22 protein-coding genes are annotated in these 21,989 nt (G+C 70.3%); 9 read left to right on the top strand and 13 right to left on the bottom strand.

What is annotated here, in order from left to right; genetic code table 11:
- Positions 1–3 precede the first annotated feature (3 nt).
- Genes CU254_RS15435 through CU254_RS15455 form a run of 5 tightly spaced genes read right to left on the bottom strand, consistent with a single transcriptional unit; the run spans position 4 to position 8,065 of the window.
- The gene (locus CU254_RS15435; RefSeq protein ID WP_037713749.1) at positions 4–2,955 is read right to left on the bottom strand and encodes an FAD-binding and (Fe-S)-binding domain-containing protein; all 2,952 of its coding nucleotides are present in this window, start codon (positions 2,953–2,955) and stop codon (positions 4–6) included.
- Positions 2,952–4,064 (bottom strand): enolase C-terminal domain-like protein, encoded by a 1,113-nt coding sequence (locus CU254_RS15440; protein ID WP_009077218.1) that lies wholly within the window; start codon positions 4,062–4,064, stop codon positions 2,952–2,954. The genes CU254_RS15435 and CU254_RS15440 overlap by 4 nt, the downstream gene beginning before the upstream one ends.
- Positions 4,061–5,854 carry a thiamine pyrophosphate-requiring protein gene (locus tag CU254_RS15445; protein ID WP_009077220.1) on the bottom strand — a complete coding sequence of 598 codons (1,794 nt, stop codon included), beginning with the start codon at positions 5,852–5,854 and terminating at the stop codon, positions 4,061–4,063. Before CU254_RS15445 ends, CU254_RS15440 begins: the two co-directional genes overlap by 4 nt.
- Positions 5,855–5,907: 53 nt before the next feature.
- Entirely contained in the window at positions 5,908–7,719 is a 1,812-nt protein-coding gene (locus tag CU254_RS15450; RefSeq protein WP_009077222.1) for a glycoside hydrolase family 15 protein, read from the bottom strand.
- 10 nt (positions 7,720–7,729) lie between these two features.
- Positions 7,730–8,065 carry a hypothetical protein gene (locus CU254_RS15455; protein ID WP_009077224.1) on the bottom strand — a complete coding sequence of 112 codons (336 nt, stop codon included), beginning with the start codon at positions 8,063–8,065 and terminating at the stop codon, positions 7,730–7,732.
- A gap of 98 nt (positions 8,066–8,163) precedes the next feature.
- Here CU254_RS15455 and CU254_RS15460 point away from each other — a divergent pair, with 98 nt between their 5' ends.
- Positions 8,164–10,116, top strand: coding sequence for an aconitate hydratase (locus tag CU254_RS15460; RefSeq protein WP_009077225.1), 1,953 nt, complete (start codon positions 8,164–8,166; stop codon positions 10,114–10,116).
- Positions 10,117–10,119: 3 nt separating this feature from the next.
- On the opposite strand, the gene CU254_RS15465 is transcribed toward CU254_RS15460, so the two are convergent.
- Positions 10,120–11,061 (bottom strand): Ku protein, encoded by a 942-nt coding sequence (locus tag CU254_RS15465; RefSeq protein ID WP_009077226.1) that lies wholly within the window; start codon positions 11,059–11,061, stop codon positions 10,120–10,122.
- 100 nt (positions 11,062–11,161) lie between these two features.
- On the opposite strand from CU254_RS15465, the gene CU254_RS15470 reads away from it, so the two are divergent.
- Together CU254_RS15470 and CU254_RS15475 are read left to right on the top strand one after the other, a co-directional pair.
- Positions 11,162–11,776, top strand: a complete 615-nt coding sequence (locus tag CU254_RS15470) for a DUF47 domain-containing protein (protein WP_009077228.1) — start codon at positions 11,162–11,164, stop codon at positions 11,774–11,776.
- Positions 11,777–12,772 (top strand): inorganic phosphate transporter, encoded by a 996-nt coding sequence (locus tag CU254_RS15475; RefSeq protein ID WP_009077230.1) that lies wholly within the window; start codon positions 11,777–11,779, stop codon positions 12,770–12,772. It abuts the gene before it with no gap.
- Here CU254_RS15475 and CU254_RS15480 read toward each other — a convergent pair whose 3' ends face one another.
- From CU254_RS15480 to CU254_RS15490, 3 genes are read right to left on the bottom strand one after another with little or no spacing between them, the layout of a single operon-like run.
- Positions 12,773–13,402 carry a phosphoribosyltransferase gene (locus CU254_RS15480; protein ID WP_009077232.1) on the bottom strand — a complete coding sequence of 210 codons (630 nt, stop codon included), beginning with the start codon at positions 13,400–13,402 and terminating at the stop codon, positions 12,773–12,775.
- On the bottom strand, positions 13,399–14,529 hold the full coding sequence (locus CU254_RS15485) for an SDR family oxidoreductase (protein ID WP_009077234.1): 1,131 nt from the start codon (positions 14,527–14,529) through the stop codon (positions 13,399–13,401). Before CU254_RS15485 ends, CU254_RS15480 begins: the two co-directional genes overlap by 4 nt.
- On the bottom strand, positions 14,514–14,849 hold the full coding sequence (locus tag CU254_RS15490) for a DUF3040 domain-containing protein (protein WP_009077236.1): 336 nt from the start codon (positions 14,847–14,849) through the stop codon (positions 14,514–14,516). The genes CU254_RS15485 and CU254_RS15490 overlap by 16 nt, the downstream gene beginning before the upstream one ends.
- 138 nt (positions 14,850–14,987) lie before the next feature.
- Between CU254_RS15490 and CU254_RS43040 the strand changes: the two genes are divergently transcribed.
- Positions 14,988–15,203: a hypothetical protein gene (locus CU254_RS43040; RefSeq protein ID WP_158688035.1), complete on the top strand. Its 216-nt coding sequence runs from the start codon at positions 14,988–14,990 to the stop codon at positions 15,201–15,203.
- Positions 15,204–15,298: 95 nt separating this feature from the next.
- Here the strand turns inward: CU254_RS43040 and CU254_RS15495 are convergent, their stop codons facing one another.
- Positions 15,299–15,832 carry a hypothetical protein gene (locus CU254_RS15495; RefSeq protein WP_100266796.1) on the bottom strand — a complete coding sequence of 178 codons (534 nt, stop codon included), beginning with the start codon at positions 15,830–15,832 and terminating at the stop codon, positions 15,299–15,301.
- Positions 15,833–16,307: 475 nt separating this feature from the next.
- Between CU254_RS15495 and CU254_RS15500 the strand changes: the two genes are divergently transcribed.
- From CU254_RS15500 to CU254_RS15515, 4 genes are all read left to right on the top strand, one after another.
- On the top strand, positions 16,308–16,562 hold the full coding sequence (locus CU254_RS15500) for a hypothetical protein (RefSeq protein ID WP_037713754.1): 255 nt from the start codon (positions 16,308–16,310) through the stop codon (positions 16,560–16,562).
- Positions 16,555–18,168 carry a hypothetical protein gene (locus CU254_RS15505; protein ID WP_199785912.1) on the top strand — a complete coding sequence of 538 codons (1,614 nt, stop codon included), beginning with the start codon at positions 16,555–16,557 and terminating at the stop codon, positions 18,166–18,168. Before CU254_RS15500 ends, CU254_RS15505 begins: the two co-directional genes overlap by 8 nt.
- Before the next feature lie 16 nt (positions 18,169–18,184).
- Positions 18,185–18,418: a hypothetical protein gene (locus CU254_RS15510; protein ID WP_009077239.1), complete on the top strand. Its 234-nt coding sequence runs from the start codon at positions 18,185–18,187 to the stop codon at positions 18,416–18,418.
- Positions 18,419–18,517: 99 nt separating this feature from the next.
- On the top strand, positions 18,518–19,267 hold the full coding sequence (locus CU254_RS15515) for a hypothetical protein (RefSeq protein WP_009077240.1): 750 nt from the start codon (positions 18,518–18,520) through the stop codon (positions 19,265–19,267).
- A gap of 3 nt (positions 19,268–19,270) precedes the next feature.
- On the opposite strand, the gene CU254_RS15520 is transcribed toward CU254_RS15515, so the two are convergent.
- The gene (locus CU254_RS15520) at positions 19,271–19,729 is read right to left on the bottom strand and encodes a cupin domain-containing protein (RefSeq protein WP_037713755.1); all 459 of its coding nucleotides are present in this window, start codon (positions 19,727–19,729) and stop codon (positions 19,271–19,273) included.
- A gap of 65 nt (positions 19,730–19,794) precedes the next feature.
- Between CU254_RS15520 and CU254_RS15525 the strand changes: the two genes are divergently transcribed.
- Positions 19,795–20,349, top strand: coding sequence for a TetR/AcrR family transcriptional regulator (locus CU254_RS15525; protein WP_009077243.1), 555 nt, complete (start codon positions 19,795–19,797; stop codon positions 20,347–20,349).
- Here CU254_RS15525 and CU254_RS15530 read toward each other — a convergent pair.
- On the bottom strand, positions 20,346–20,711 hold the full coding sequence (locus tag CU254_RS15530) for a hypothetical protein (RefSeq protein ID WP_009077245.1): 366 nt from the start codon (positions 20,709–20,711) through the stop codon (positions 20,346–20,348). The two genes, CU254_RS15525 and CU254_RS15530, sit on opposite strands and share 4 nt — an antisense overlap.
- A gap of 53 nt (positions 20,712–20,764) precedes the next feature.
- Positions 20,765–21,967, bottom strand: coding sequence for an NAD(P)/FAD-dependent oxidoreductase (locus CU254_RS15535; protein WP_009077246.1), 1,203 nt, complete (start codon positions 21,965–21,967; stop codon positions 20,765–20,767).
- Positions 21,968–21,989 lie beyond the last annotated feature (22 nt).

Consider the following 21,989-nt stretch of genomic DNA (forward strand, 5'->3'; position numbering starts at 1 on the left):
CGGTCAGCGGTCTTCCGAGTCGAGACCGGCTGCCAGCAGTTCGGCGAGATGGATGCCCTCGCGCCCGCCGCTGTCCAGTTCGTGCAGCTGGGTCCGGCAGCTGAACCCGTCCGCCAGCACGGCCGTCCGCTGGTCCGCCTGGCGCACCCGGGGCAGCAGCACCCGTTCCGCGCAGGCCTTGCTGACTTCCAGGTGCCCGCGCTCGAAGCCGAAGTTCCCGGCGAGACCGCAGCACCCGGAATCCAGTTTTTCGACGTCCACCCCGGCCGCCTCCAGCAGCTCGCGGTCCGCGTCCCAGCCCAGCACCGCGTGCTGGTGGCAATGCACCTGCGCGAGCGCGTGCCCCGGAATCCGCGGCGGCCGGTACCCGGGGGAGTGCCGGGTGAGCAGCTCCGCGAGCGTCACCGTCTGGTCCCGAAGCCGCCGGACGTCCTGGTCGCTGGGGAACAGCTCGGCCGCGTCGGAGCGGAAGACCGCGGTGCAGCTGGGTTCCAGGCCGAGCACGAGACCGCCGTCGCGAAGGTGCGGGGCCAGCGTCCGCACGGTACGCGCGAGAACCCGCTTCGCGACTCCCAGCTGGCCAGTGGAAATCCAGGTCAGGCCGCAGCACGCGGACGGTTCCGGCAGCGTCACCCGCCACCCCGCGTCTTCCAGCACCCGCACCGCAGCCTCGGCGACGTGCGGATGGAAGTACGACGTGAAGGTGTCCGGCCACAACAGCACCGTGCCGCGCGCGCCGGTTCCGGCGGGTTGATGCCGGGCGAACCACCGCGGCAGCGTTTTCGGGGCGAACCGGGGGATTTCCCGGTCCTCGACCCCGGCCGCCCGCGTCGCGAGACGGGTTTTGGTCAGCAGGTTCACCAGCCGAGCCGTGCGGGTTTTCCCCACCAGCCGGGCGACGAGCGGCAGCCAGCCCATGCTGAAGTCCGAGCGCGGCCGTTTCCAGGGGCGCCCTTCGTAATGGTGGGCGAGGAATTCCGCTTTGTAGGTCGCCATGTCCACATCGGCCGGACAGTCCGATTTGCAGCCCTTGCAGGAAAGGCACAGGTCGAGCGCCTCGCGGACCTCGGTGGAGCGCCAGCCGTCGGAGATCGGGCTGTCGTGGTGCCCGTTGAGCATTTCGAACAGCAACCGGGCGCGTCCGCGCGTGGAGTGTTCCTCCTCGCCGGTGACCTGGTACGACGGGCACATCACGTCCCCGTTGTCCGAAGTGGACTGGCGGCAGCGGCCGACGCCGACGCACCGGTTGGCGGCCTGGGAGAACGAGCCGCCGTCGTTCGGGAAGCGGAAGTAGAGGTCCTGCGGCTCGGCGGGGGACCACGAGCCGCCGAGCCGCAGGTTTTCGTCCAGCGCGTACGGCGCGACGACCTTGCCCGGATTCATCCGGTCCGCGGGGTCGAAGATCGCCTTCAGCTGGCCGAAAGCGGTGACCAGGTCGTTGCCGAACATGCGCGGCAGCAGTTCGCCGCGGCTCTGCCCGTCGCCGTGCTCGCCGGAAAACGAGCCGCCGAACTCCGCGACCAGGTCGGCGGCCCGCTCCATGAACTTGCGGTAGGTCGCGACGCCGGACGAGGTGTAGAGGTCGAACGGGATCCGCGTGTGCACGCAGCCCTGTCCGAAGTGGCCGTACAGGCTCGGCCCGGTTTCGTCCGCGTAGCCGAATTCCTCGTACAGCGCTTCCAGCCGGCGGAGGTAGTCGCCGAGTTTCTCCGGCGCCACCGCGGAATCTTCCCAGCCCTCGAAGGTGTCGCGCTCGCCGGGGACGTGCGCGGTCGCGCCCAGCCCGGCCTCCCGGACCTGCCAGAGTTCGGCTTCCTTGGCCGGATCGTCGAGGAAAGCGACCTCGGCGCCTTCGACGGAGTCGAGCAGTCCGCGAGCTTGTTTGTCGGCCTCCGCAAGGGTCTTCGCGCCGAACTGGACCATCAGGAACGCCCGGCCGCGCGGCAGTTCCTCGCGGGCTTTTTCGTTGAGGTTCTTCAGCCGTTCGTCGTAGAGCAGCCGGTGGTCGACGCCTTCGAGCGCGATCGGTTCGTGCGGCAGGATGTCCGGCACCGCGTCGGCGGCGGTCGCGATGTCCGGGTAGCCGAGCACGACCATCGCGTGCTCCGGCAGCACCGGCACCAGCTTCAGTTCCGCGCGCAGGACGGTGACCAGCGTCGATTCGCTGCCGACCAGCAGTCCCGCGACGTCGAAGCCGTGTTCGGGCAGCAGCGAGTCGAGGTTGTAGCCGGACACGCGGCGCGGGATGTCCGGGAAACGGCGGCGGATCTCGTCGGCGTACTCGTCGCGCAACCGGCGCAGCTGCCGGTAGATCGCGGCGCGGCGGTCTCCGTGGTGCTCGATTTCGGCGTACTCGGCGTCGCTGGTTTTGCCGCACCAGAACCGGGTTCCGTCCGCCAGCAGGACTTCCAGGCGGACGATGTTGTCCACGACCTTGCCGGTGCGCTGGGCGGTCGCGCCGCAGGAGTTGTTGCCGATCATGCCGCCGAGCGTGCAGTTCATGTGCGTGGCGGGTTCGGGGCCGAACCGGAGCCCGGTGTCGGCGAGCTGCCGGTTGAGGTCGTCCAGAACGATTCCCGGCTGTACGACGCAGGTTCGGTTGTCGGCGTCGACGGATTCCAGCTCGGAGCAGTACTTCGACCAGTCGAGCACCACGGCGGTGTTGGTGCACTGGCCCGCGAGGCTCGTCCCTCCGCCGCGCGAGAGCACCGGCGCGCCGAATTCCCACGCTACCGCGAGTGCTTCGACGCCGTCGTCGATGGAGCGCGGCACGACGACGCCGATGGGGACCTGGCGGAAATTGGACGCGTCGGTGGAGTAGGCGGCGCGGCTGCCGTCGTCGAAGCGGACCTCGCCCTCGATCCGCTCGCGCAAAGCCGCGGCGAGGGCTTCGGCGTCGATTTCGGCCGGTTCCGGCACGCGAACCACGGGATTGGGGAGTTCAGCGGTGCTCATCGGCCCTCCTTGACCGCATATTCGGCCGCGGCGTCGGCGTGCAGGCGCAGCCCGTGCCCGGCGGTGGACATCGACGGGGCGACCCGGCCGCCGCTCGGGTCGAGGCCGCCGTAGAACAGTTCCCGTTCGATCCGGTCGTGATCGGCGAACCATTCGATGTGCCGGAAGTTCGGGGTCGCCGCCGCCGCGTGCGCGGACAGATTCGGCGCGCAGTGCGCGGAAACCTCCCGGTTCGCCGCGGCGGCCAGCGCGGCGACGCGACGCCATTCCGTGTACCCGCCGCAGCGAGTCACATCGACCTGGATGCAGTCGACGGAGGGCAGCATCCGGGCGAAGTACGGCAGGTCGTAGCCGTACTCGCCGGCGGCGATGTCCGGTCCGTCCGGCGTGCGCAGCTGCGCAAGTCCGGGCAGGTCGTCGCTGGACACCGGCTCCTCGAACCACGTCACGCCGAACTCCCGCAACGTGTCCGCGATCCGGCGGGCCCGGCCGACCGAATAGCCGCCGTTCGCGTCCACGTACAGCGCGGCGTCGTCCCCGATCGTCTCGCGTGCCAGCCGGACCCGGCCGATGTCGCGGGCGACCGCGGACCCCCACGACTCGCCGATCTTGATCTTCACCCGGGGAATGCGCTGTTCGCGGACCCAATGGTCCAGCTGCGCGACCAGTTCGTCGTCGTCCTGCGAGGTGAATCCGCCGCTGCCGTAGACGTCGACCTCGTCGTGCACCCGGCCGAGCAGGCGGCTCAGCGGAAGATCGAGCAATCGCGCGGCGGCGTCCCAGATCGCGATGTCCACAGCGGACAGTGCACAAGAGACCAGTCCGGCGCGGCCGAGGTTCCGGATCGCGTGCTGCATCGCGATCCAGCACGCGGGCGGGTCCAGGACCGGTTTGCCCTCGACTGCGGCGGCCAGTTTGCCTTCGATCAGCGGGACACAGGAGAAATCGGCGTACGTCCAGCCGAGTCCGTCGGCGCCGCCGGCCCGCACCCGGGCCACCACCAGCGTGGTGGAGTCCCAGGAGAGCGTGCCGTCGGCCTCCGGCGAAGGAGTCGGCACCCGGTAGGCGCGCGCGTCGATCCGTTCGATGTGCGGGGCGGCGACGGTCACCGCGACCGTCCGGGCAGGAACTCCTGCAGCTTCGTCTTCGCACCCTGGAACATCAGGTGGAACGCTTCGGGATCGCCCTTGAGCACGGACTCGGTCACCGATTTCATCTGCTCGAACGTCGCGTGCGGCGGAATCGGCGGGACCTCGGCGTCGCAGCGCACGTCCAGCACCGTCGGCCGGTCCGCGGCGAACGCGGTCCGCCAGGCCGAAGCGAGATCGCCCGGGTCGTCGACGTTCACGCCTTCGAGGCCGACACTGCGCGCGAACCCGGCGTAGTCGACGTCCGGCAGCGATTGCGACTCCTCGAACTTCGGCGCGCCGCCCATCGCGCGCAGCTCCCACGTGACCTGGTTGAGGTCGTTGTTGTGGAACACGCAGACGATGCACCGCGGATCCGTCCACAACCCGTGGTAGCGGGCGATGGTGATCAGCTCGGCCATCCCGTTCATCTGCATCGCGCCGTCGCCGACGAGCGCGATCGCCGGCCGGTCGGGATGCGCGAACTTCGCGCCGATCGCGTACGGCACGCCGGGGCCCATCGTCGCGAGCGTGCCCGACAGCGTGCTGCGGATCCCTTCGCGGATCCGGAGATTGCGCGCGTACCAGTTGGTCGACGAGCCGGAATCGGCGGTGACCATCGCGTTGCCCGGGATCTGCTTCGACAGCTCGTGCACGATCCGCATCGGATTGACCGGTTTGGCGTCGACCCCGGCCTGCTGGTCCATCGTCGTCCACCAGTCGGCGACGTTCTTCTCGATTTTCTCGCGCCACGACCGGTTTTCGTTCCGGTTCAGCTTCGGCAGCAGCGCGCGCAGGGTCGCCGCGGCGTCGCCGACGAGGTTGACCTCGGTGGGGTAGCGCATGCCGATGAACCGGCCGTCGAGGTCGATCTGCACCGCGCGGGCCTGGCCGAACTCCGGCAGGAACTGGCTGTACGGGAAATTGGAGCCGACGATCAGCAACGTGTCGCAGTCGCGCATCATCTCGTAGCTCGGCCGGGTGCCGAGCAACCCGATCGCGCCGGTCACGTACGGCAGGTCGTCGGGGAGAACGTCCTTGCCCAGCAAGGCTTTCGCCACTCCGGCCCCGGTAAGGTCGGCGACCTGCTGCACCTCGTCGGCGGCGCGCCGGGCCCCCTGTCCGACGAGTATCGCGACCTTCTCGCCGGCGTTGAGCACGTCGGCCGCCTCGCTGATCGCGGGTTCGGGCGGCACCGGATTCGGCCACGCGGTCCCGGGCGGGCTCGACGGCATCATCTTGAACGCGTGCTGCGGCGGCTCGTACGGCTCTTCCTGCAGGTCCGCGGGGATGATCAGCGCGGTCGGCGTGCGGGAGGCCTGCGCGACGCGGAACGCGCGGTCGAGCGCGTTGGGCAGCTGCTCGGCGACGTTCACCTCGATGCAGTACTCGTTCGCGACATCCCGGTACAGCGCCTGGAGTTCGACTTCCTGCTGGTAGCTGCCGCCCATCGCGGTGCGCGCGGTCTGCCCGACGATCGCGACGACCGGCACGTGGTCGAGTTTCGCGTCGTAAAGCCCGTTCAGCAGGTGGATCGCGCCCGGCCCGGACGTCGCCATGCACACGCCGACGGCCCCGCTGAACTTCGCGTAGCCGACCGCGGAGAACGCGGCCATCTCCTCGTGCCGGGCCTGGACGAAGCGCGGCTGGTTGTCCGCCTTGCCGAAGGAGGCGACGAGACCGTTGATCCCGTCCCCGGGGTACGCGAACACCTGTTCCACGCCCCAGTCACGCAGTCGCGAAAGCAGGTAGTCGCCGACGGTCTCGGTCATGACAAGTCCTCCCGTGCGTTGAGTCCTCCCCGGCTACCCGGCGTCCGGGGGCGTTACACGTGGCACCGCAGCCTCTGTTCGGGTCCGGTCGCGTTGGTGGTGGTTTCCGCGCCGTCGAGATGGCGCGCGGTGTTGACGAGCCCGACCATGGTGAAGGCCTGCGGCATGTTCCCGAGCTGGCGTCCGGCGGCCACGTCGTATTCCTCGCTCAGCAGTCCGACGTCGTTGCGCACCTCCAGCATCCGCTCGAAAACCTCGATGGCTTCGTCGGTCCGGCCGGTGCCGTGCAAGGCGTCGGCGAGCCAGAAACTGCACGGCAGGAACGCGCCTTCGCCGCCCTGCAATTCGCTGGGATCGGAGTCGGCGTCCGGGTCGAAACGGTGGACGAAACCGTCTCGCGACAGCTCGTTCCGCACCGCGTCGACGGTTCCGCGCACCCGCGGGTCGCTTCCGGGAAGGAAGCCGACGCGGGGGATGAGCAGCAAAGCCGCGTCGAGGCCGCGAGAGCCGTAGAACTGGGTGAACGTGTTGCGGCCGGCGTCGAAACCCTTGCGGCAGACTTCCTCGTGAATGCGGTCGCGCAGGGCGCGCCAGCGGTCCACCGGCCCGTCGAGGCGATGGCGTTCGACGGTGCGGACGGCTCGGTCGATGCCCGCCCACGCCATTACCTTGGAATGCACGAAATGTTGCGGTTCGCCGCGTATTTCCCACAGGCTGCGGTCGGGTTCGTCCCAATGGCCTTCGAGGAAATCGAGCAGCCCGCGTTGCAGGTCCCACGCCGGATGCGTCACCGGAAGCCCGGCTTCGCGGACGAGGTGCAGGCCGTCGAGCGCTTCGCCCCAGACGTCGAGCTGGAGCTGGCCCGCGGCGGCGTTGCCGATGCGCACCGGGGCGGAACCGGCGTATCCGTCCAGCCAGTCCACTGTGGACTCCGGAACGCGGCGGGAACCGTCGAGTCCGTAAAGGACCTGGAGTTCGGCCGGATCGCCGGCGGCCGCGCGGACGAGCCATTCGCGCCACGCGCGCGCCTCGTCCGGATAGCCAGTGCCGACGAGTGCCTGCAGGGTGAAGGTGGCGTCGCGCAGCCAGCAGTAGCGGTAATCCCAGTTGCGTTCGCCGCCGAGCTGTTCGGGCAGCGACGTCGTCGGCGCGGCGAGAATGCCGCCGGTCGGCTCGTACGTGAGCGCTTTCAGGGTGATCAGCGCGCGGCGCACCGCGTCCGGCCATCGGCCGTCGTACTGGCAGCGGCCGATCCAGTCCGCCCAGAAGCGCTCGGTGTGCGCCAGCGCTTTCTCCGGGTCCGCCGGCTCGGGCCGTTCGTGGTAGGAGGCGTGGTAGGTCAGGACGAACGGCACCCGCTCGCCCTCGGCGACGGTGAATTCGGCCGACCCCTCGGCGGACACTTCGACCGGAGTGGTCAGCCGGACCGCGTCCGGGCCGGCGACCGCGTCGAACCGCCCGTCGATGTGCCGGATCCACGGCCGCACCGACCCGTAGTCGAACCGCGGCCGCAGGCAGGTCCGCATCCGGACCCGGCCGCGCACGCCTTCGACGATGCGGACGAGATCGGCCGCCCCGTCGCGCGGCGGCATGAAGTCGAGCACGCGGACAACCCCGTCGGCGGTTTCCCATTCGCTGGAGAGAATCAGGGAATCGCCGACGTAGCCGCGGCGCGTCGCCGGTCCGCCGTCCGCGGGCGCGAGCTGCCAGACCCCCGCGCGTTCGTCGTGCAGCAGCGCGGCGAAGCACGCGGGGGAGTCGAACCGCGGCAGGCACAGCCACTCGACCGCACCTTCCCGCGAGACCAACGCCGCGGTGTGCAGGTCGCCGAGCAGGGCGTAATCCTCCATCGGGCGCTGGTTCATCGCGACGGAGTCAGTCCCGGCCGAGCGCTTTCGCCAGTTCCTTCTTGGTCATCGTGGACCGGCCGTGGATATTGCGTTTCTTGGCCTCGTTGTACAGCTGGTCGCGCGTCGGGCCGCCGGGGCCGAGCCGCTTGCCGGAACGGTGCCCGCCGCGCTGCTGCGGGGACTTGTCCTGCACCGAGGACTTGCTCGCGCGGTCCGATTCGCCCGACTGCGCCCGGTTCTTGTTCACCGTGCGGGCGGCGATCTCCTTCGCGCGCTTCTTGCTCGCGCCGCGCTCTTCCTGCGACTCCTCGATGTGCTGGTACTGCCGTTCGCGTTTCGAACTCCAAGCCTGCTGCGGCATCCCAGTCTCCTTCCGCCGTTCTTGATCCCCGGGTTGCCCGCGCGGACGGGGCGGAAACATCGCGGTTCGGCGCGCGGGAAACGGGTACTCGTTCGCGAGTGGGACGCGAACAGACTCTCGCCGGGCGGCTGCTGGCCGAGCACCTGGTCGCCGGCCGGCTGGAACCAGGAACCGAAATCGGCCTGCGGGTCGACCAGACGCTGACCCAGGACGCCACGGGCACGCTCGTGATGCAGGAGCTCGAGGCGCTCGGGCTCGACCGCGCGCGGACCGAGCTGAGCGTCCAGTACGTCGACCACAACCTGCTGCAGGCGGACGAGAAGAACGCCGAGGACCACGCGTACCTGCGTTCGGCGTGCCGCCGGTTCGGGCTGTGGTTCTCCAAACCGGGCAACGGGGTGTCGCATCCGACGCACATGGAGCGGTTCGGCGTGCCCGGCAAGAGCCTCGCCGGATCCGATTCGCACACGTGTGCGGCGGGGGCGCTGGGCATGCTCGCCGTCGGCGTCGGGGGCCTCGAAGTGGCGCTGGCCATCGCCGGGGAGCCGCTCTACCTGCGGATGCCGGAGATCTGGGGCGTCCGGCTGGAGAACGAGCTGCCGCCGTGGGTGTCGGCGAAGGACGTCGTGCTGGAGATGCTGCGGCGGCACGGCGTGAGCGGCGGACGGCACCGGATCATCGAGTACCACGGCCCGGGGCTCGCGTGCTTGAGCGCGATGGACCGGCACGTGATCGCGAACATGGGCGCCGAGCTGGGCGCGACCGCGACGGTGTTCCCCGCCGACGAGGCGATCCGCGCGTTCCTGCGGGCGGAGGGGCGCGAGCACGACTTCCGCGACCTGCGCGCCGGACGCGAGGCTTCGTACGACATCGAGGACGAGATCGATCTGTCCACTGTGGAGCCATTGGTGGCAAAACCGTCGTCGCCGGGCAACGTCGTCCCGGTGCGCGAGGTGTCCGGGACGCCGGTGGGGCAGGTCGTCATCGGCTCGTCGGCCAACCCCGGGTTCCGGGACTTCGCCGTCGCCGCGGCCACCGTCCGGGGCAGGCAGACCGCCGATTCGGTCAGCTTCGACGTCAACCCGACGTCGCGGCAGATCCTCGTCGAACTGGCCCGCAGCGGGCACCTCACCGACCTCGTCGCCGCCGGGGCCCGCGTGCACCAGGCGGGCTGCCTCGGCTGCATCGGGATGGGCCAGGCGCCCGCGCCCGGCACGAACTCGCTGCGCACGTTCCCGCGGAACTTCCCCGGCCGCTCCGGCACCGCGGACGACGCGGTCTGGCTGTGTTCGCCGGAGACCGCGGCGGTGTCGGCGCTGACCGGCGTGCTGACCGATCCGCGCGATTACGCCGCCGTCCACCATCTCGCGCACCCGCGCGTCTCCGGACCGGCCCGTTCCGCGGCCGATCCGCGCGTCTTCGCCGCTCCGCCGCCGGAGGACGAGGCGCTGCGGGAGGAGCTGGTGAAGGGCCCGAACGTCGCCGGGCTGCCGGACTTCGACCCGCTGCCGGACGAGATCGAGGGCCCGGTCCTGCTGAAGGCCGGAGACGACGTGTCGACCGACGAGATCTCGCCCGCCGGGGCCCGCGCGCTGCCGTACCGGTCGAACATCCCGAAGCTGGCCGAGTTCACGTTCACCCGGATCGACGAGGACTACCCGAAGCGCGCGGCGGACAGCCCGGAGCATTTCGTGGTCGCGGGGGAGAACTACGGCCAGGGCTCGTCGCGCGAGCACGCCGCGATCACCGCCCGGTACCTGGGCCTGCGCGTGGTGCTGGCCCGGTCGTTCGCGCGGATCCACTGGCAGAACCTGGTCAACTTCGGGGTGCTGCCGCTGGAGTTCGCCGACCCGGACGACAGCGACAAGATCCAGCGCGACGACGTGCTGTGCGTGTCCGGGCTGCACCGGCTGGCCGAGAAGGCCGAGTTCACGGTGCGCAACCAGACCCGGGGCGAGGAGTACCGGGCGAGGCACCAGTTGTCGCCGCGCCAAGTGGACGTGCTGCTGGCCGGCGGGCGGATTCCGCAGCTGGCGCGAGCGTTGCACTGAGGCTCAGGAGGCCTTGAGCGCGGCCTCCAGATCGGCGCGGGACATCTTCGAACGCCCCTTGACGTCGCGTTCCTTCGCCAGCTTCTGCAGCTCCGTCTTGGACAGCTCGGAAAGGTCCGGGCCGCTCGATGTGCGACTGTCCGAGGATTTGCCCTTGCCCCCGGCGCGCGGCTTGCGGCTGCTGCGCACGCTGTTGGCCAGCGCCTCCATGAGGTCGACCACCTTCGTCGGCTGCTCCGGCTCGGCGGCGGGCGTGACGGTGTTCCCGGCGCGTTTGGCCTCGATCAGCTCGTCCACGCGCTGGCGGTAGGTGTCGGTGAACTGCTCCGGCTTCCACGGCTCGGACATCGCGTCGATCAGCTTGACCGCGAGGTCCAGCTCCTTCTGGTTGGTCTTGGCCTTGGCCGGCAGCTGCGGCACGTCGTCCGCGCTGCGCATCTCGGCGGCGTAATGCAGCGTGTTGAGCACGATCACGCCGTCGCCGGCGCGGGCGAGCGCGAGGTGTTCGCGGCCGTGGAAGACGAACTTCGCCACGGCTGCCTTGTCGCGGCGGGCGAGCGCGTCGAGCAGCAGCACGTACGGGCGCTGCGCTTCCTCCTTGGCGGGCGCGAGCCAGTAGGCGCGGTCGAAGTACATCGGGTCGACTTCCTCGAGGTCCACGAAGCTCTCCACCTCGAGCGACCGCGACCGGCCCGGCGCGATCTCGTCGAGTTCCTCCTGCTCGACCAGCACGTACTCGTCGTCGCCGACCTCCCGGCCGCGGACGATGTCGTCGTAGGGCACCTCGTCGCCGGTCCGCTCGTTGACCCGCCGGTAGCGGATGCGGTCCCGCGTCCCGCGCTGGAACTGCGTGAAGTGCACGGCGTGGTCCTCGACCGCCTTGTACATCCGCACCGGGACGTTGACCAGCCCGAACGACAGCGCACCCTGCCACACCGGACGCATCGGCGCTCCTTCCTCCCTGGTGCCCAGCGGGTACCCAAAACGGGCTCTCGGCACACCGCGCCGGTGTAAGCGAGGGGGATTCGGGGTAGCTTCTGCTCCGATGCGCATAAAACCTCGCGGAAGCCAGTTCTTCCAGCTGCTCGCGGACGCGGCCGCGAACCTCGTCACCGCCACCGCGCTCCTGCGGGACCTCACCGAGGCGGCTCCTCCGGACCGGGAGGCCATCGCGGCCCGGCTGCACGAGGTCGAACACGCCGGCGACGACCTGACGCACACCATCATGGTCGAGCTGAACAGCACGTTCGTCACGCCGTTCGACCGCGAGGACATCCAGGCGCTCGCCGCGCGGATCGACGACGTCCTGGACTTCCTGGACACCGCCGCCGACCTCGCGGTGCTGTACCGGCTCGACAAGTTCCCGCCCGGGACCGACGGCATGCTGCGGGTGCTGTGCCGCGCCGCGGAGCTGACCGCGGAATCCATGCCGGGGCTCGCGAAGGTCGGCGAGCTGTCGCCGTACTGGATCGAGATCAACGCGCTGGAGAACGAGGCGGACCACACCTACCGGCGGATGCTCGCCGACCTCTTCCAGCCGGGAGCCGACGCGCTCGAGGTGCTCAAGGCGAAGGAAGTCGTCGAGCAGTTCGAACTGGCGGCCGACGGCTTCGAGCACGTCGCGGACGTGGTGCAGACCATCGCGGTCAAGGAGTCCTGAGTGGACAGCACCGCCGCGCTGGTCGCCGTCGTGGTGCTGACGGTCTTCTTCGACTACACCAACGGTTTCCACGACGCCGCCAACGCGATCGCCAGCGCGGTGTCGACCCGGGCGCTCCCGCTGCGCACCGCGCTCGTGCTGGCCGCGGTGATGAACCTGGCCGGAGCGCTGCTGTCGACCGGGATCGCCGCGACCGTCGCGAAAGGAATCATCGACGTCCCGGCCGGTCCGGGCGCGCTGACCGTGGTGCTCGCCGCGCTGGTCGGCGCGATCGCGTGGAACCTCGTGACCTGGTATTTCGGGCTGCCGTCCTCGTCGTCGCATTCGCTGATCGGCGGCATGGTCGGGGCCGCGCTGGCCGCGGCGAGCACGGTGCACTGGACCGGCATCGTGGAGAAGGTGCTGGTGCCGATGGTCGCGTCGCCGCTGCTCGGGCTGGTGCTCGGCTACGCGGCGATGGTGGCGGTGCTGTGGCTGCTGCGCCGGGCGAATCCGCACCGCAGCGGCCGGGTCTTCCGCCGGATGCAGATCGTGTCGGCCTCGGCGCTCGCGCTCGGACACGGTTTGCAGGACGCGCAGAAGGGGATGGGCGTGCTCGTCCTGGCGCTGATCGCGGCGGGCAAACAGGACACGTTCTCGGTGCCGCTGTGGGTGACGCTGGTCTGCGCCGGGGCGCTGTCGCTCGGCACCTGCTCGGGCGGCATGCGGATCATGCGAACGCTCGGCCGCCGGGTTTTTCCGCTCGATCCGCCGCACGGGTTCGTCGCGGAATCGGTCGGGGCTTCGGTGCTGTACTTGACCGCTTTTGCCGTGAAGGCCCCGATCTCGACCACGCACGTCATCACCGCCGCGGTGATGGGCGTGGGCGCGACGCGGCGGCTTTCGGCGGTGCGGTGGGGGATCGCGCGGGACATCGTGCTGGGCTGGGTGCTGACGTTCCCGGCCGCGGCGGGGGTCGCGGCGCTGGTCTTCTGGCTTCTGTCGGCGTTCGGCTGATCACCTGGGCACGAGGGCGAGAACTTCCGCGTCGCTGGTCGGGCTGAAATCCGCGTAGAACTCGCCGACGGCGCGGAAATCCTCTGGTTCGCGGAGACAGACGACCTCGTCGGCCTCGCGGGCGAGCTTGTCCAATGCGGACGGCGCGCCGACGGGGGCGGCGAAGAGCAGCCGCAGCGGTGCGTGCGAGCGAAGGGCTCTCAGCGCGGCGATCGCGGTCCCCCCGGTGGCCACGCCGTCGTCGACCACCACGACGTCGTGGCCCGCCGGGGAGTGCGGGACTCGGCTGCCCAGGTACCGGCGGACCTGGTCGCGCGCCTCGGTGCGGGCGTGGTCGACCTGGCGGGCGACGTCCTCCGGCGTCAGCCTGAGCGCTCGGAGCCCGGCGCGGTCGAAGTACGGCGGCCCGTCCGCCGCGACGGCGCCGAGCCCGAGTTCCGGCTGTCCCGGGGCGCCGATCTTGCGGGCGACCAGGAGTTCCAGCGGCGCGTGCAGTTCTTCGGCCACGGGCGCGGCGACCGGAAGCCCGCCGCGGGCGAGCCCGTAGACCACCGGATCCGTCCATTCGCGCCTGGCCAAGGCGGCGGCGATCTGGGTGCCCGCGTCGGCACGGTTCCGGAACGGTCTCACCTGCGGCGCTTCTTGAGGACGCGGCTCAATACCTTGCTGGCGACGGGCAAACCGGCAGCTACGGCACCGGTATAGCGGCTGAGCGGGGAATGGTCTTTCTCCGCGGACCGAGGGTCCTTTGTGGACTTCTTCGTGCGGCGCAGCAGCTGCGCGGCGGCCAGCGCGGCCGCGGTCGCTCCGGCCGCCACCGCGCCGTGATGGCGGCTCAGCACCGGCTGGACGTCGTGCGCTTTCGCCTGCTGATCGAACTCTCCGTGCGCGCCGTAGTCGTACCCGCGCGGGCCGTCCGCCGGTTCCCACAGGTTCGCGGGCTGGCTCGGCCGCTGCGGCTGCCCCGTCTGCTGCGCGCCGAAGCCGGTGCGGGCGAGGTACCGGTCGAGCAGCCCGGGCGCGACGGCGTTGGCCAGCAGCGTCGCGGCGGTGCTCGTGCCGACCCAGTACTCGCGGCGGCGCGGGTGGTCGGCGGCGTGCAGCACCGCGCGGGCGGCGAGTTCGGGCTGGTAGATCGGCGGGACCGGCTGGGCGTGCTCCGGCAGCCGCGACAGCAGCCAGGTGAACTGCGGCGTGTTGACCGCGGGCAGTTGCACCATGGTCGTGCGGACGCCGCTGTGCTCGTGCAGAAGTTCGCAGCGCAGCGCTTCGTTGAAGCCCTGAATGGCGTGCTTGGCCCCGCAATACGCGCTCTGCAGCGGGATTCCGCGATACGCGAGGGCCGAGCCGACCTGGACGATCGTGCCCGCGTCCCGCGGCTTCATCCGGGCGAGAGCGGCCATCGTGCCGTGCACGAAACCGAGGTAGGCGACCTCGGTGACCCGGCGGTACTCGTCGGGTTTGACCTCGGTGAACGGGGCGAACACCGAGCTGAACGCGACGTTCACCCAGACGTCGATCGGCCCGAGTTCCTCCTCGGCGCGGGACGCGGCGGCGTCGACCTGGTCGAAATCGGCCACGTCCGTCGGCAGCTCCAGCGGCGTGCCCCCGGCTTCCCGGACGTCTTCCGCCGCGGCGGCGAGTCCCTTTTCGCCCCGCGCGAGCAAGGCGACTTTCGCGCCGCGGCTCCCGTAAGCGCGGGCGACGGCCCGGCCCACTCCGGCGCTGGCCCCGGTGACGACTACGACGGGCGGCATGGAAATCCTTTCCCCGGACCAGGAGTCCGGCGGGTCGGCGGACGCAGACACTCCTGGCGGGCGACGTGCCCGCACACCGCGATCGCCGCCAGCACGAAGCCGAGCAGCGCGAGCGGCACCTCCGGCGGAAAGACGATCCCGCAGACGACCAGGCCCGCCGCGAGCGCGGTGAGGGCCCAGCACGCCACCGGCCACGCCCGGCGCAGCGGCCACGCCGTCTGCCCGAAGGCGCGCCGGACCCACAGCGCGCCGGTGGCGAGAAGCTCTCGTTCCATCGACCGCAGCGCCCGGTGGGGATCCGGCTGCCGGTGCGCGGCCATCGCCTGCTCCCTTCCGCCTGACCGACGGCTTACCCGCTTCCGGCCAGGCCAAACCGGAACCGCGGAAGCGTCCGGTTTGCCCGGGAACCCGGCGGGTAACCGGGCGGGCGAGGCGCACTCACCGGAGGGAGCACATCAATGAGCAGGCTGCTGGTGGACCCGGAAAGCGCGACTGTCCCGTGTGGACAGTGCGGGCGCGAGGCGGTGCACGTGGGACGGCTGGTCCAGGAGGACGGGACGCCGGTCAGCCACGCGGTCGTGTGCACGGTATGCCGTGCCCACCGGCCGGGTCCCGGGCTGGGGGACACGCGACGTCCCCGGCTGGCCATGCTTTCGCGGCCGCCTGAAGGCTGATCCGCCGCGGAGTCCGTGAAGGGCTCCTTGCGGGAATCTGATTCCCGCAAGGAGCCCTTCACGTACGTCACGGGGCGCGGTGAACGGACCTCCGCTTACTCGATGCCGAGCACGGACTCCGCGGTGGTCCAGTTCGTCAGCATGGCGTGCTGCGCGTCGGCGAGGGTGGCCTTCCCCGCGCAGACCGCCTTCTTGACCGCGTTTTCGACGGAGTCCTTGGTGTAGGAATTCTGGTCGCCGTCGTGCGGTTCGGGCCAGAGGTTCTTCGGGTCCCGCGGCGCACCGCCCAGTTCGAGCGGCAGGAAGTGGTCCTCCTCGTACGAGCTGAGCGACGTGTCCGCGTAGCCGTAGTCGATGATGCCCTGCTTCTTCAGCTTGGTGGTGTAGGTCGACGGCGGGCGGATGGTGGAGGTCCAGCCGGGGACGCAGATCGTGTCGTCGATGGTGTCCTGCGTGACGTCCGGGTTGGTCGCGCCGGGCGTGCAGGCCGGGTCGGGGAGCGGAAGATAAGCCTGCGAGCACGTCGCGGCGAACGGGTGCGCGACGTCGGCGTGCGCGGCCGGGGCGGCCAAAGCGAGCGAACCGGCCAAAACGACGGCAGGCGCGGCGAAACGGGCAAGTCGGAACATGGAAAATCTCCTCCCAGAAGCACGGTCGCGCCACTGTCCGCCGACTCCGGGCAAGCGCACTACCTACATTCGAAGGAATGCGTGAAGAATTAACCGGGTGCTCAACTTGTCAGACGGCAAAATGCGCAAGGTGGACGTAACTCCGAAGTCCTGGGCCGGGGATGATCCGCAACCGCGGCACAACGCGGTCGAGTCCGGGTGAAGCGGGCGGAACAGCTTGATCCGCCAGCATTCGGGCGTACGGGGCAGGCGTTCGCGAGCGGCTCCCGGCGCTTGGAAAGGTTCTTCGAAACTGTTCCCGGTCAGTTTTTATGCGGCTTCCGGGCAAACTGGGGAAAAGCTGAGGGAATCGGTTTCCGCTGCGCCGTTCGGCTGAAGTCGCGGCCTTCCGGTATCTGTTTCCCGCTTGCGGGCGACCTTTTTCGTGAACGTCGCCGGAATTGATCTTTTCGGGCGGAATTCCCGGGGGTGCACGATGAGCGAACGGGAAGGGCCGCGGTCGGGCGCGGGACGCGGCGAGGGCGCGGAAAGCGGTCCGGCGGGCGAAAACGCGCCCGCCGGACCGGAAGCGGGATACGAGATTCCGATCGGGACGCCGGTTCCGGCCGCCGAAATGGAACGGCTCAAGGCGGCCGCGCGGCGGCACCGGGATCGGGAGGAGGAGGCCGACGCCCCGGCACGGGCCGGCGACGAGGCCGCGGAGGAAGAGGGTGATCACCGTGATGCCTGAAGCACAGGTGCTCGAGGGCCAGGCCGGGGAAACGGCCGGGGGCGCGTCGCGGGAGATGGCGGATCTGACTGTCGGCGAACTGCTCGCCGAACCGCCGTCGCCGGAACGGTCGCCGTTGTTCGCGCAACGGTTCCCGGTTCCGGTCGAGGAATACGACCAGCTGAAGACCGGCGCGCGCGAGCACGGCGCGGAAGCGCTGGCCCCCGAGGACGCGCTCGCCGTGCAGCTGGACGAGGAAGCGGCGGCGGAGCTGTCGGAGGAAAACCCGCCGGAGGACGAGATCGCCGAGGGGCTGGCCCCGGCGGCGTCGGCGAGTTTCGAGGGGATTTCGCAGACCGCGTTCCGCCCGCCGGACTGCACGGTCGCGGTCGGTCCCCGGCAGGTGATGGCCGCGGTCAACGTGGACCTGGTCGGCTACGACAAGACTGGCCTGCAACAGTTCCGGTGGGCCAATTTCACCGCCATGTTCAACCCGGTGCTGCCCGCCGGGGCGCAGCTTTTCGACCCGAAACTGGCCTACGACCACTACAGCGGCCGGTGGATCGTCTGCATCGCCGCGCGGCGCGCGAATCCGCAGGGCTCGTGGATCCTGCTCGGCGTCTCGCAGACCAGCGATCCCGCGGGCGGGTACTGGATCTGGAGCACCGACGCGACCGCGGACGGAGCCACCGCGAGCGGCAACTGGTCGGACTACCCGATGCTGGGCTTCGACACCCAGGCGATTTACGTGTCCACCAACCAATTCGCCTTCGGCGGCGGGTTCGCCTACGCGAAACTGCGGATCTTCAACAAGGCGGAGCTGTACAGCGGCGGAGCCGGCGGCGGCCACACGATCCGCTGGTGGGATTTCTGGGGCCTGCGGAACCCGGACCGGAGCGCCGCGTTCTCCGTCCAGCCCGCCTGCCATTTCCAAGGCACCGGAGGGAATCCGCGCGCCTACCTGGTGAACTCGCTGTTCCCGTCGGGGTCGAGCCTGACCCTGTGGACGCTGTCGAACCCGCTGGGCCTGTGGTCCGGCGGCGCGCCGACGCTGACCTCGACGGCCGTGCCCTGCCGCAGCTACAACCTGCCGCCCGGCGCGGTGCAAAAGGACGGCGGGACAACGCGAATCGCCACGAACGACACCCGGTTGCTCAACGCGGTCTTCCAGGCGGCGGGCCGCACCCAGCGGCTGTGGACGACGCATACGTCCGCGTACAGCTGGCCCGGCGACACTGAGGCGCGGTCAGTGGTGCAGTGGTACGAGATCGACGTGCCCAGCCACACGATCGCGCAGCAGGGCGCGTTCGGCGCGCCGAGCAGGCACTATTTCTTCCCGGTGATCCAGACCGACATCTCCCGCAACGCCCACGTGGCGTTCGGCCGGTCCGCCGCCGACGAGTACGGCCACTTCCGCCAGACCGGCCGCCTCGCCACCGACCCGCCGGGCACGCTGCAGGGCAGCGCCTCGGTGATCGCCGGGCAGAGCGCCTACACCGGCGGCCGATGGGGCGACTACTTCGGCATCGGCCGGGACCCGTCGGATTCCCGGACGGTGTGGAGCTACGGCGAATACGCCGGCGGGGGCAACACCTGGCGGACCCGCCTCAACGCGGCGAAGTACTGAGGGCAGGGAGGTTCTCATGAACACTGCACACAAGCTCCGGCTCGCGGCCGAGGCCGGGCTCGCGGCGCTGAGCGCGGTCGCGCTGGTGCTGACGCTGACGGTTCCGGACTGGATCGAACGCACGACCGGCGCGTCCCCGGACGGCGGCGGCGGGGAAACCGAATGGCTGCTGACGGCGGTCGCCGGTGTCGCGACGGTTCTGTTCACCGGCTTGGCCGCGTGGGAATGGCGGCGGGTGCGGACAGCGTAAGCGGCGGGGCGGGCACCGGAATGCGCGGCGGTGCCCGCCTCTCGCCGGTTTTCGCGCGGAAAGCCGGACGGGAAGGTCGCGCCGCCCTAGGCTGGCCCGGTGACTGTCTTCGAGCCGTCGGCCGAGATCCGCCGCTCCGACCTTCCGATGTATCTGGTGGAAAACCCGGGTATTCCGACGGGTCCTGGTTCCCGAAACACCTTCGGCGGGCGGCCGATCCTGCCCGAGAGCGAGGACTGGCCGGAATGCTACTGCGGCGCGCGGATGGTGCTCTTCTTCCAGCTGGACGTCCCGCCGGACATTCCGCGGTTCGGCGGCGACCACCTGCTCGTGTTCCAGTGCCCGGTGCACAACGACGCGGCCTGTCTCCGGGAGAATTCGGAGCAGCTTCCGCGGCGGTACTGGGAAGAACCGCGGATTTGGGGCCACCCTGGCGCGTTCTGGCGGATCATGCTGCACCGGGACGCGACCGGTCCGGCCGACGCGGAGGAACCGCATCTCCTTGGCTGCGAGCTGGTGCTGCGTCCGGAGTGCGAGACGGAGACCGGGTGGCGGGCGGTTCCCTCAGGCGAAATCGAACTGAGCGTCGGCCGGGGCGAGTTCAAGGTCGGCGGCCTGCCGCGTTGGCAACAGGATCCGGAAGGCCACCGCTGCGCGTGCGGCGCCGAGATGCTGTTCTTGTGCGGCCTGCCGGAGGACGTCGGGTTCAAGAGCGGCCCCGGCCAGCCCGAACAGCCGGACAGCTCCTATTCCGACGCCTACGTGCTGTTTCTCGGCAACGCGGTGTACCTGCTCGCGTGCCCGGAGCACTGTCATCCGGCGGCGGTCTGGCCGGTGCCGCAGAACTGACTCTCATTCCTCGTAGGCGATCGAGTACCGGGCCGCCACCGGGTTGATCTTCGCCGGGTCCAGCGCGCCGTCCGTCAGCACCGCGGGCCCGGCCTCGAAAAGATCCTCCAGATAGTGCTCCCACCCGCCCGGCGAGGAGATCTGCAGCAACCTCGGCGGGGGCGTCGAAACCGCTCGCAGCGCGTGCGGAACCCCGTGCGGCAGGAGCGCGAACATCCCCTTCGTCGCGACATGAGTCTCGTCCGCGAAGTCGATGCCCAGTTCGCCTTCGAGGACGTAAACGCACTCGTCGGCCTCGTGGTGGACGTGGCGGGGGATGTCGCGCGCCAGCGTCACCTCCAGCAGGGAGAACCGGGTCTCGGTGTCGCCGGTCATCGCCTTCACCGCGAACGCGGGCGGCAGCGGCACCCGTCCCGGGCGGGCCTCGCCGGGGTGCAGCAGAAGGAAGCGGTCCGTGCTCATGGGGTATCCTCGCAGACGAGTCGGAAACGGAGTCCGTTTCCACATTAGCGCGAGGAGGACGCCGCTTGTCAACGGAGCGCAAACCGAGGGCGGACGCGGAACGCAACCGGGCACGCGTGCTGGAGGCGGCCCGCGCGCTGCTCGCCGAGCACGACGACGTCCAGTTGCCGGAGATCGCGCGGGTCGCCGGGGTGGGCGTCGGGACGGTGTACCGGAACTTCCCGGACCGGCGGGCGCTTGTGGAAGCGTTGGCGGAGCAGCGGTTCGCCGAGATCGCGGAGTACGCGCGGAAGCGGTGTCTCGACGGGAAATCCGGCGTCACCCGCTATCTGCGGCACGTCGGCGAGGTGCTTTCGGGGGACCGGGCGCTGTCGTCCGCCATCGAGACGGCGCGCGGATCGGCGGGGAGCGAACCGCGCGGCGAGGCTCGTGAGCAGCTGGAAACCGTGGTGGCGCAAGCGATCGCGGCGGATCAGGCGGCGGGGGTGCTCCGCGCGGACTGCACGGTAAGTGACGTGTATTTGCTGGTCGGCTGCCTGTCGTCGGTGGTCCGCACGGAAAGCGGGGACTGGCGGCGGTTTGTGGAGCTGGCGTCGGAGGGGCTGCTGCCTCGGGGCTAGTCGTAGTCCGCCAAGCGCATCAGGTAAGAGTTGAGTTCGCCGCCGTCGTGCATCGCGATCAGCACAGCGGCCATGTTGCGCACGCCGGGCTCGCGGACGATCAGCCCGTCCGGCACGGCGAAATAGCTGCCGCCAGCGCACTCGCCGGTGCTTTCCCAGCGGCGCATCACCCGGTCGACCTCGTCGAGGGTGAGAACCGTCGCGCTCCACCGGGAACGGTCGGGGTAGTGGACCGTGACGTCGACGTTGTCCACCTCATCGGGTTTCTCGCCGCCGCCGACAAGAAACTTCGCGTCGAACGCCGAGGTCCGCACGACGTAGTACGGCGAGTCCCAGCCGTCGGACAGGATTTCGGTTGCCACCGGACAAACCTAGCGGGCCGCCCCGAACCCGGAGCGGCCCGCGGGCGCGGAAATCAGGCGAGGTCTTCCAGCGGGACCTCGGGGTCGGCGAGCCGCTCCGGGTCCACCGCCTTGCCGGAGCGGATGAGCGCCTTGATCGGGTCGGTGACGTCCCAGACGTTGACGTTCATCCCGGCCAGCACGCGGTTTTCCTTGAGCCAGAACGCGATGAACTCGCGCCCGGGCACGTCGCCGCGGAACACGACGCGGTCGTGGCCCTCGATGGTGCCGAGGTATTCCATGCCGAGGTCGTACTGGTCGGTGAAGAAGTACGGCAGCTCGTCGTACGACTCCTCCTTGCCGAGCATCCCGGCCGCGGCCACCGCGGGCTGGTTCAGCGCGTTCGCCCAGTGCTCGACGCGCAGGTGCTTGCCGAGGAACGGGTGGTAGGCGTTCGCGACGTCGCCCGCGGCGAAGATGTCCGGGTCGCTCGTGCGCAGGCTCGCGTCGGTCACCACGCCGTTGTCGACGCGGAGGCCGGCCGCCTCGGCCAGTTCGACGTTCGGCTTCGCGCCGATCCCGGCCAGGACGGCGTCCGCCTCGAGGACGCTGCCGTCGCCGAGGCGGATCCGCTTGCCCTGGCCGCCGTTGGAGATGTGCTCGACCTGGACGCCGAGCCGCAGGTCGACGCCGTGCTCGCGGTGCAGGTCGGCGAAGACCGGAGCGACCTCCGGGCCGAGCGCGCTGACCAGCGGCAGTTCGAGCGCCTCGATGACGGTGACCTCGACTCCGGCCTGGCGCGCGGCGGCGGTCGCTTCGAGCCCGATCCAGCCGCCGCCGACGACCGCCAGTTTCGAGGCGGTGCCGAACAGTTCGCGGAGCCGGTCGGAATCCTCGATGCGGCGCAGGTAGTGGATCCCCGCGGTGTCCGGCAGCTCGCGCGGGCTCGCGCCGGTGGCGAGCAGGAGCTTGTCGTAGCCGAGGCTGGTGCCGTCGTCGAGCGTGACCTGCTTCTTCTCCCGCTCGATCGCCGTCGCCTTGACGCCCTGGCGCAGCTCGACGTTCTTCTCGGCGTACCACGCGGCGTCGTGCACCTGGAAGCTCTCGGCCTCCGCGTTGCCCGCGAGGTAGTCCTTCGACAGCGGCGGGCGCTCGTAGGGCAGGTGCCGCTCGTCGCCGACGATGGTGATCTTCCCGTCGAAACCCTTGTCGCGCAACGCTTCCGCGGCCTTGGCCCCGGCGAGCCCGGCTCCGATGATGACGAACGACGAGGTCACTGAAGAACTCCTTCGATGCGGG

The sequence above is a fragment of the Amycolatopsis sp. AA4 genome (assembly GCF_002796545.1).
GTDB lineage: Bacteria > Actinomycetota > Actinomycetes > Mycobacteriales > Pseudonocardiaceae > Amycolatopsis.

Bases quoted from the DNA above. Each gene is read 5' to 3' on its own strand.
- CU254_RS15435 (WP_037713749.1), bottom strand. From the start codon at position 2,955: ATGAGCACCGCTGAACTCCCCAATCCCGTGGTTCGCGTGCCGGAACCG.
- CU254_RS15445 (WP_009077220.1), bottom strand. From the start codon at position 5,854: ATGACCGAGACCGTCGGCGACTACCTGCTTTCGCGACTGCGTGACTGG.
- CU254_RS15450 (WP_009077222.1), bottom strand. From the start codon at position 7,719: ATGAACCAGCGCCCGATGGAGGATTACGCCCTGCTCGGCGACCTGCAC.
- CU254_RS15455 (WP_009077224.1), bottom strand. From the start codon at position 8,065: ATGCCGCAGCAGGCTTGGAGTTCGAAACGCGAACGGCAGTACCAGCAC.
- CU254_RS15465 (WP_009077226.1), bottom strand. From the start codon at position 11,061: ATGCGTCCGGTGTGGCAGGGTGCGCTGTCGTTCGGGCTGGTCAACGTC.
- CU254_RS15470 (WP_009077228.1), top strand. From the start codon at position 11,162: ATGCGCATAAAACCTCGCGGAAGCCAGTTCTTCCAGCTGCTCGCGGAC.
- CU254_RS15485 (WP_009077234.1), bottom strand. From the start codon at position 14,529: ATGCCGCCCGTCGTAGTCGTCACCGGGGCCAGCGCCGGAGTGGGCCGG.
- CU254_RS15490 (WP_009077236.1), bottom strand. From the start codon at position 14,849: ATGGCCGCGCACCGGCAGCCGGATCCCCACCGGGCGCTGCGGTCGATG.
- CU254_RS43040 (WP_158688035.1), top strand. From the start codon at position 14,988: ATGAGCAGGCTGCTGGTGGACCCGGAAAGCGCGACTGTCCCGTGTGGA.
- CU254_RS15495 (WP_100266796.1), bottom strand. From the start codon at position 15,832: ATGTTCCGACTTGCCCGTTTCGCCGCGCCTGCCGTCGTTTTGGCCGGT.
- CU254_RS15500 (WP_037713754.1), top strand. From the start codon at position 16,308: ATGAGCGAACGGGAAGGGCCGCGGTCGGGCGCGGGACGCGGCGAGGGC.
- CU254_RS15505 (WP_199785912.1), top strand. From the start codon at position 16,555: ATGCCTGAAGCACAGGTGCTCGAGGGCCAGGCCGGGGAAACGGCCGGG.
- CU254_RS15510 (WP_009077239.1), top strand. From the start codon at position 18,185: ATGAACACTGCACACAAGCTCCGGCTCGCGGCCGAGGCCGGGCTCGCG.
- CU254_RS15520 (WP_037713755.1), bottom strand. From the start codon at position 19,729: ATGAGCACGGACCGCTTCCTTCTGCTGCACCCCGGCGAGGCCCGCCCG.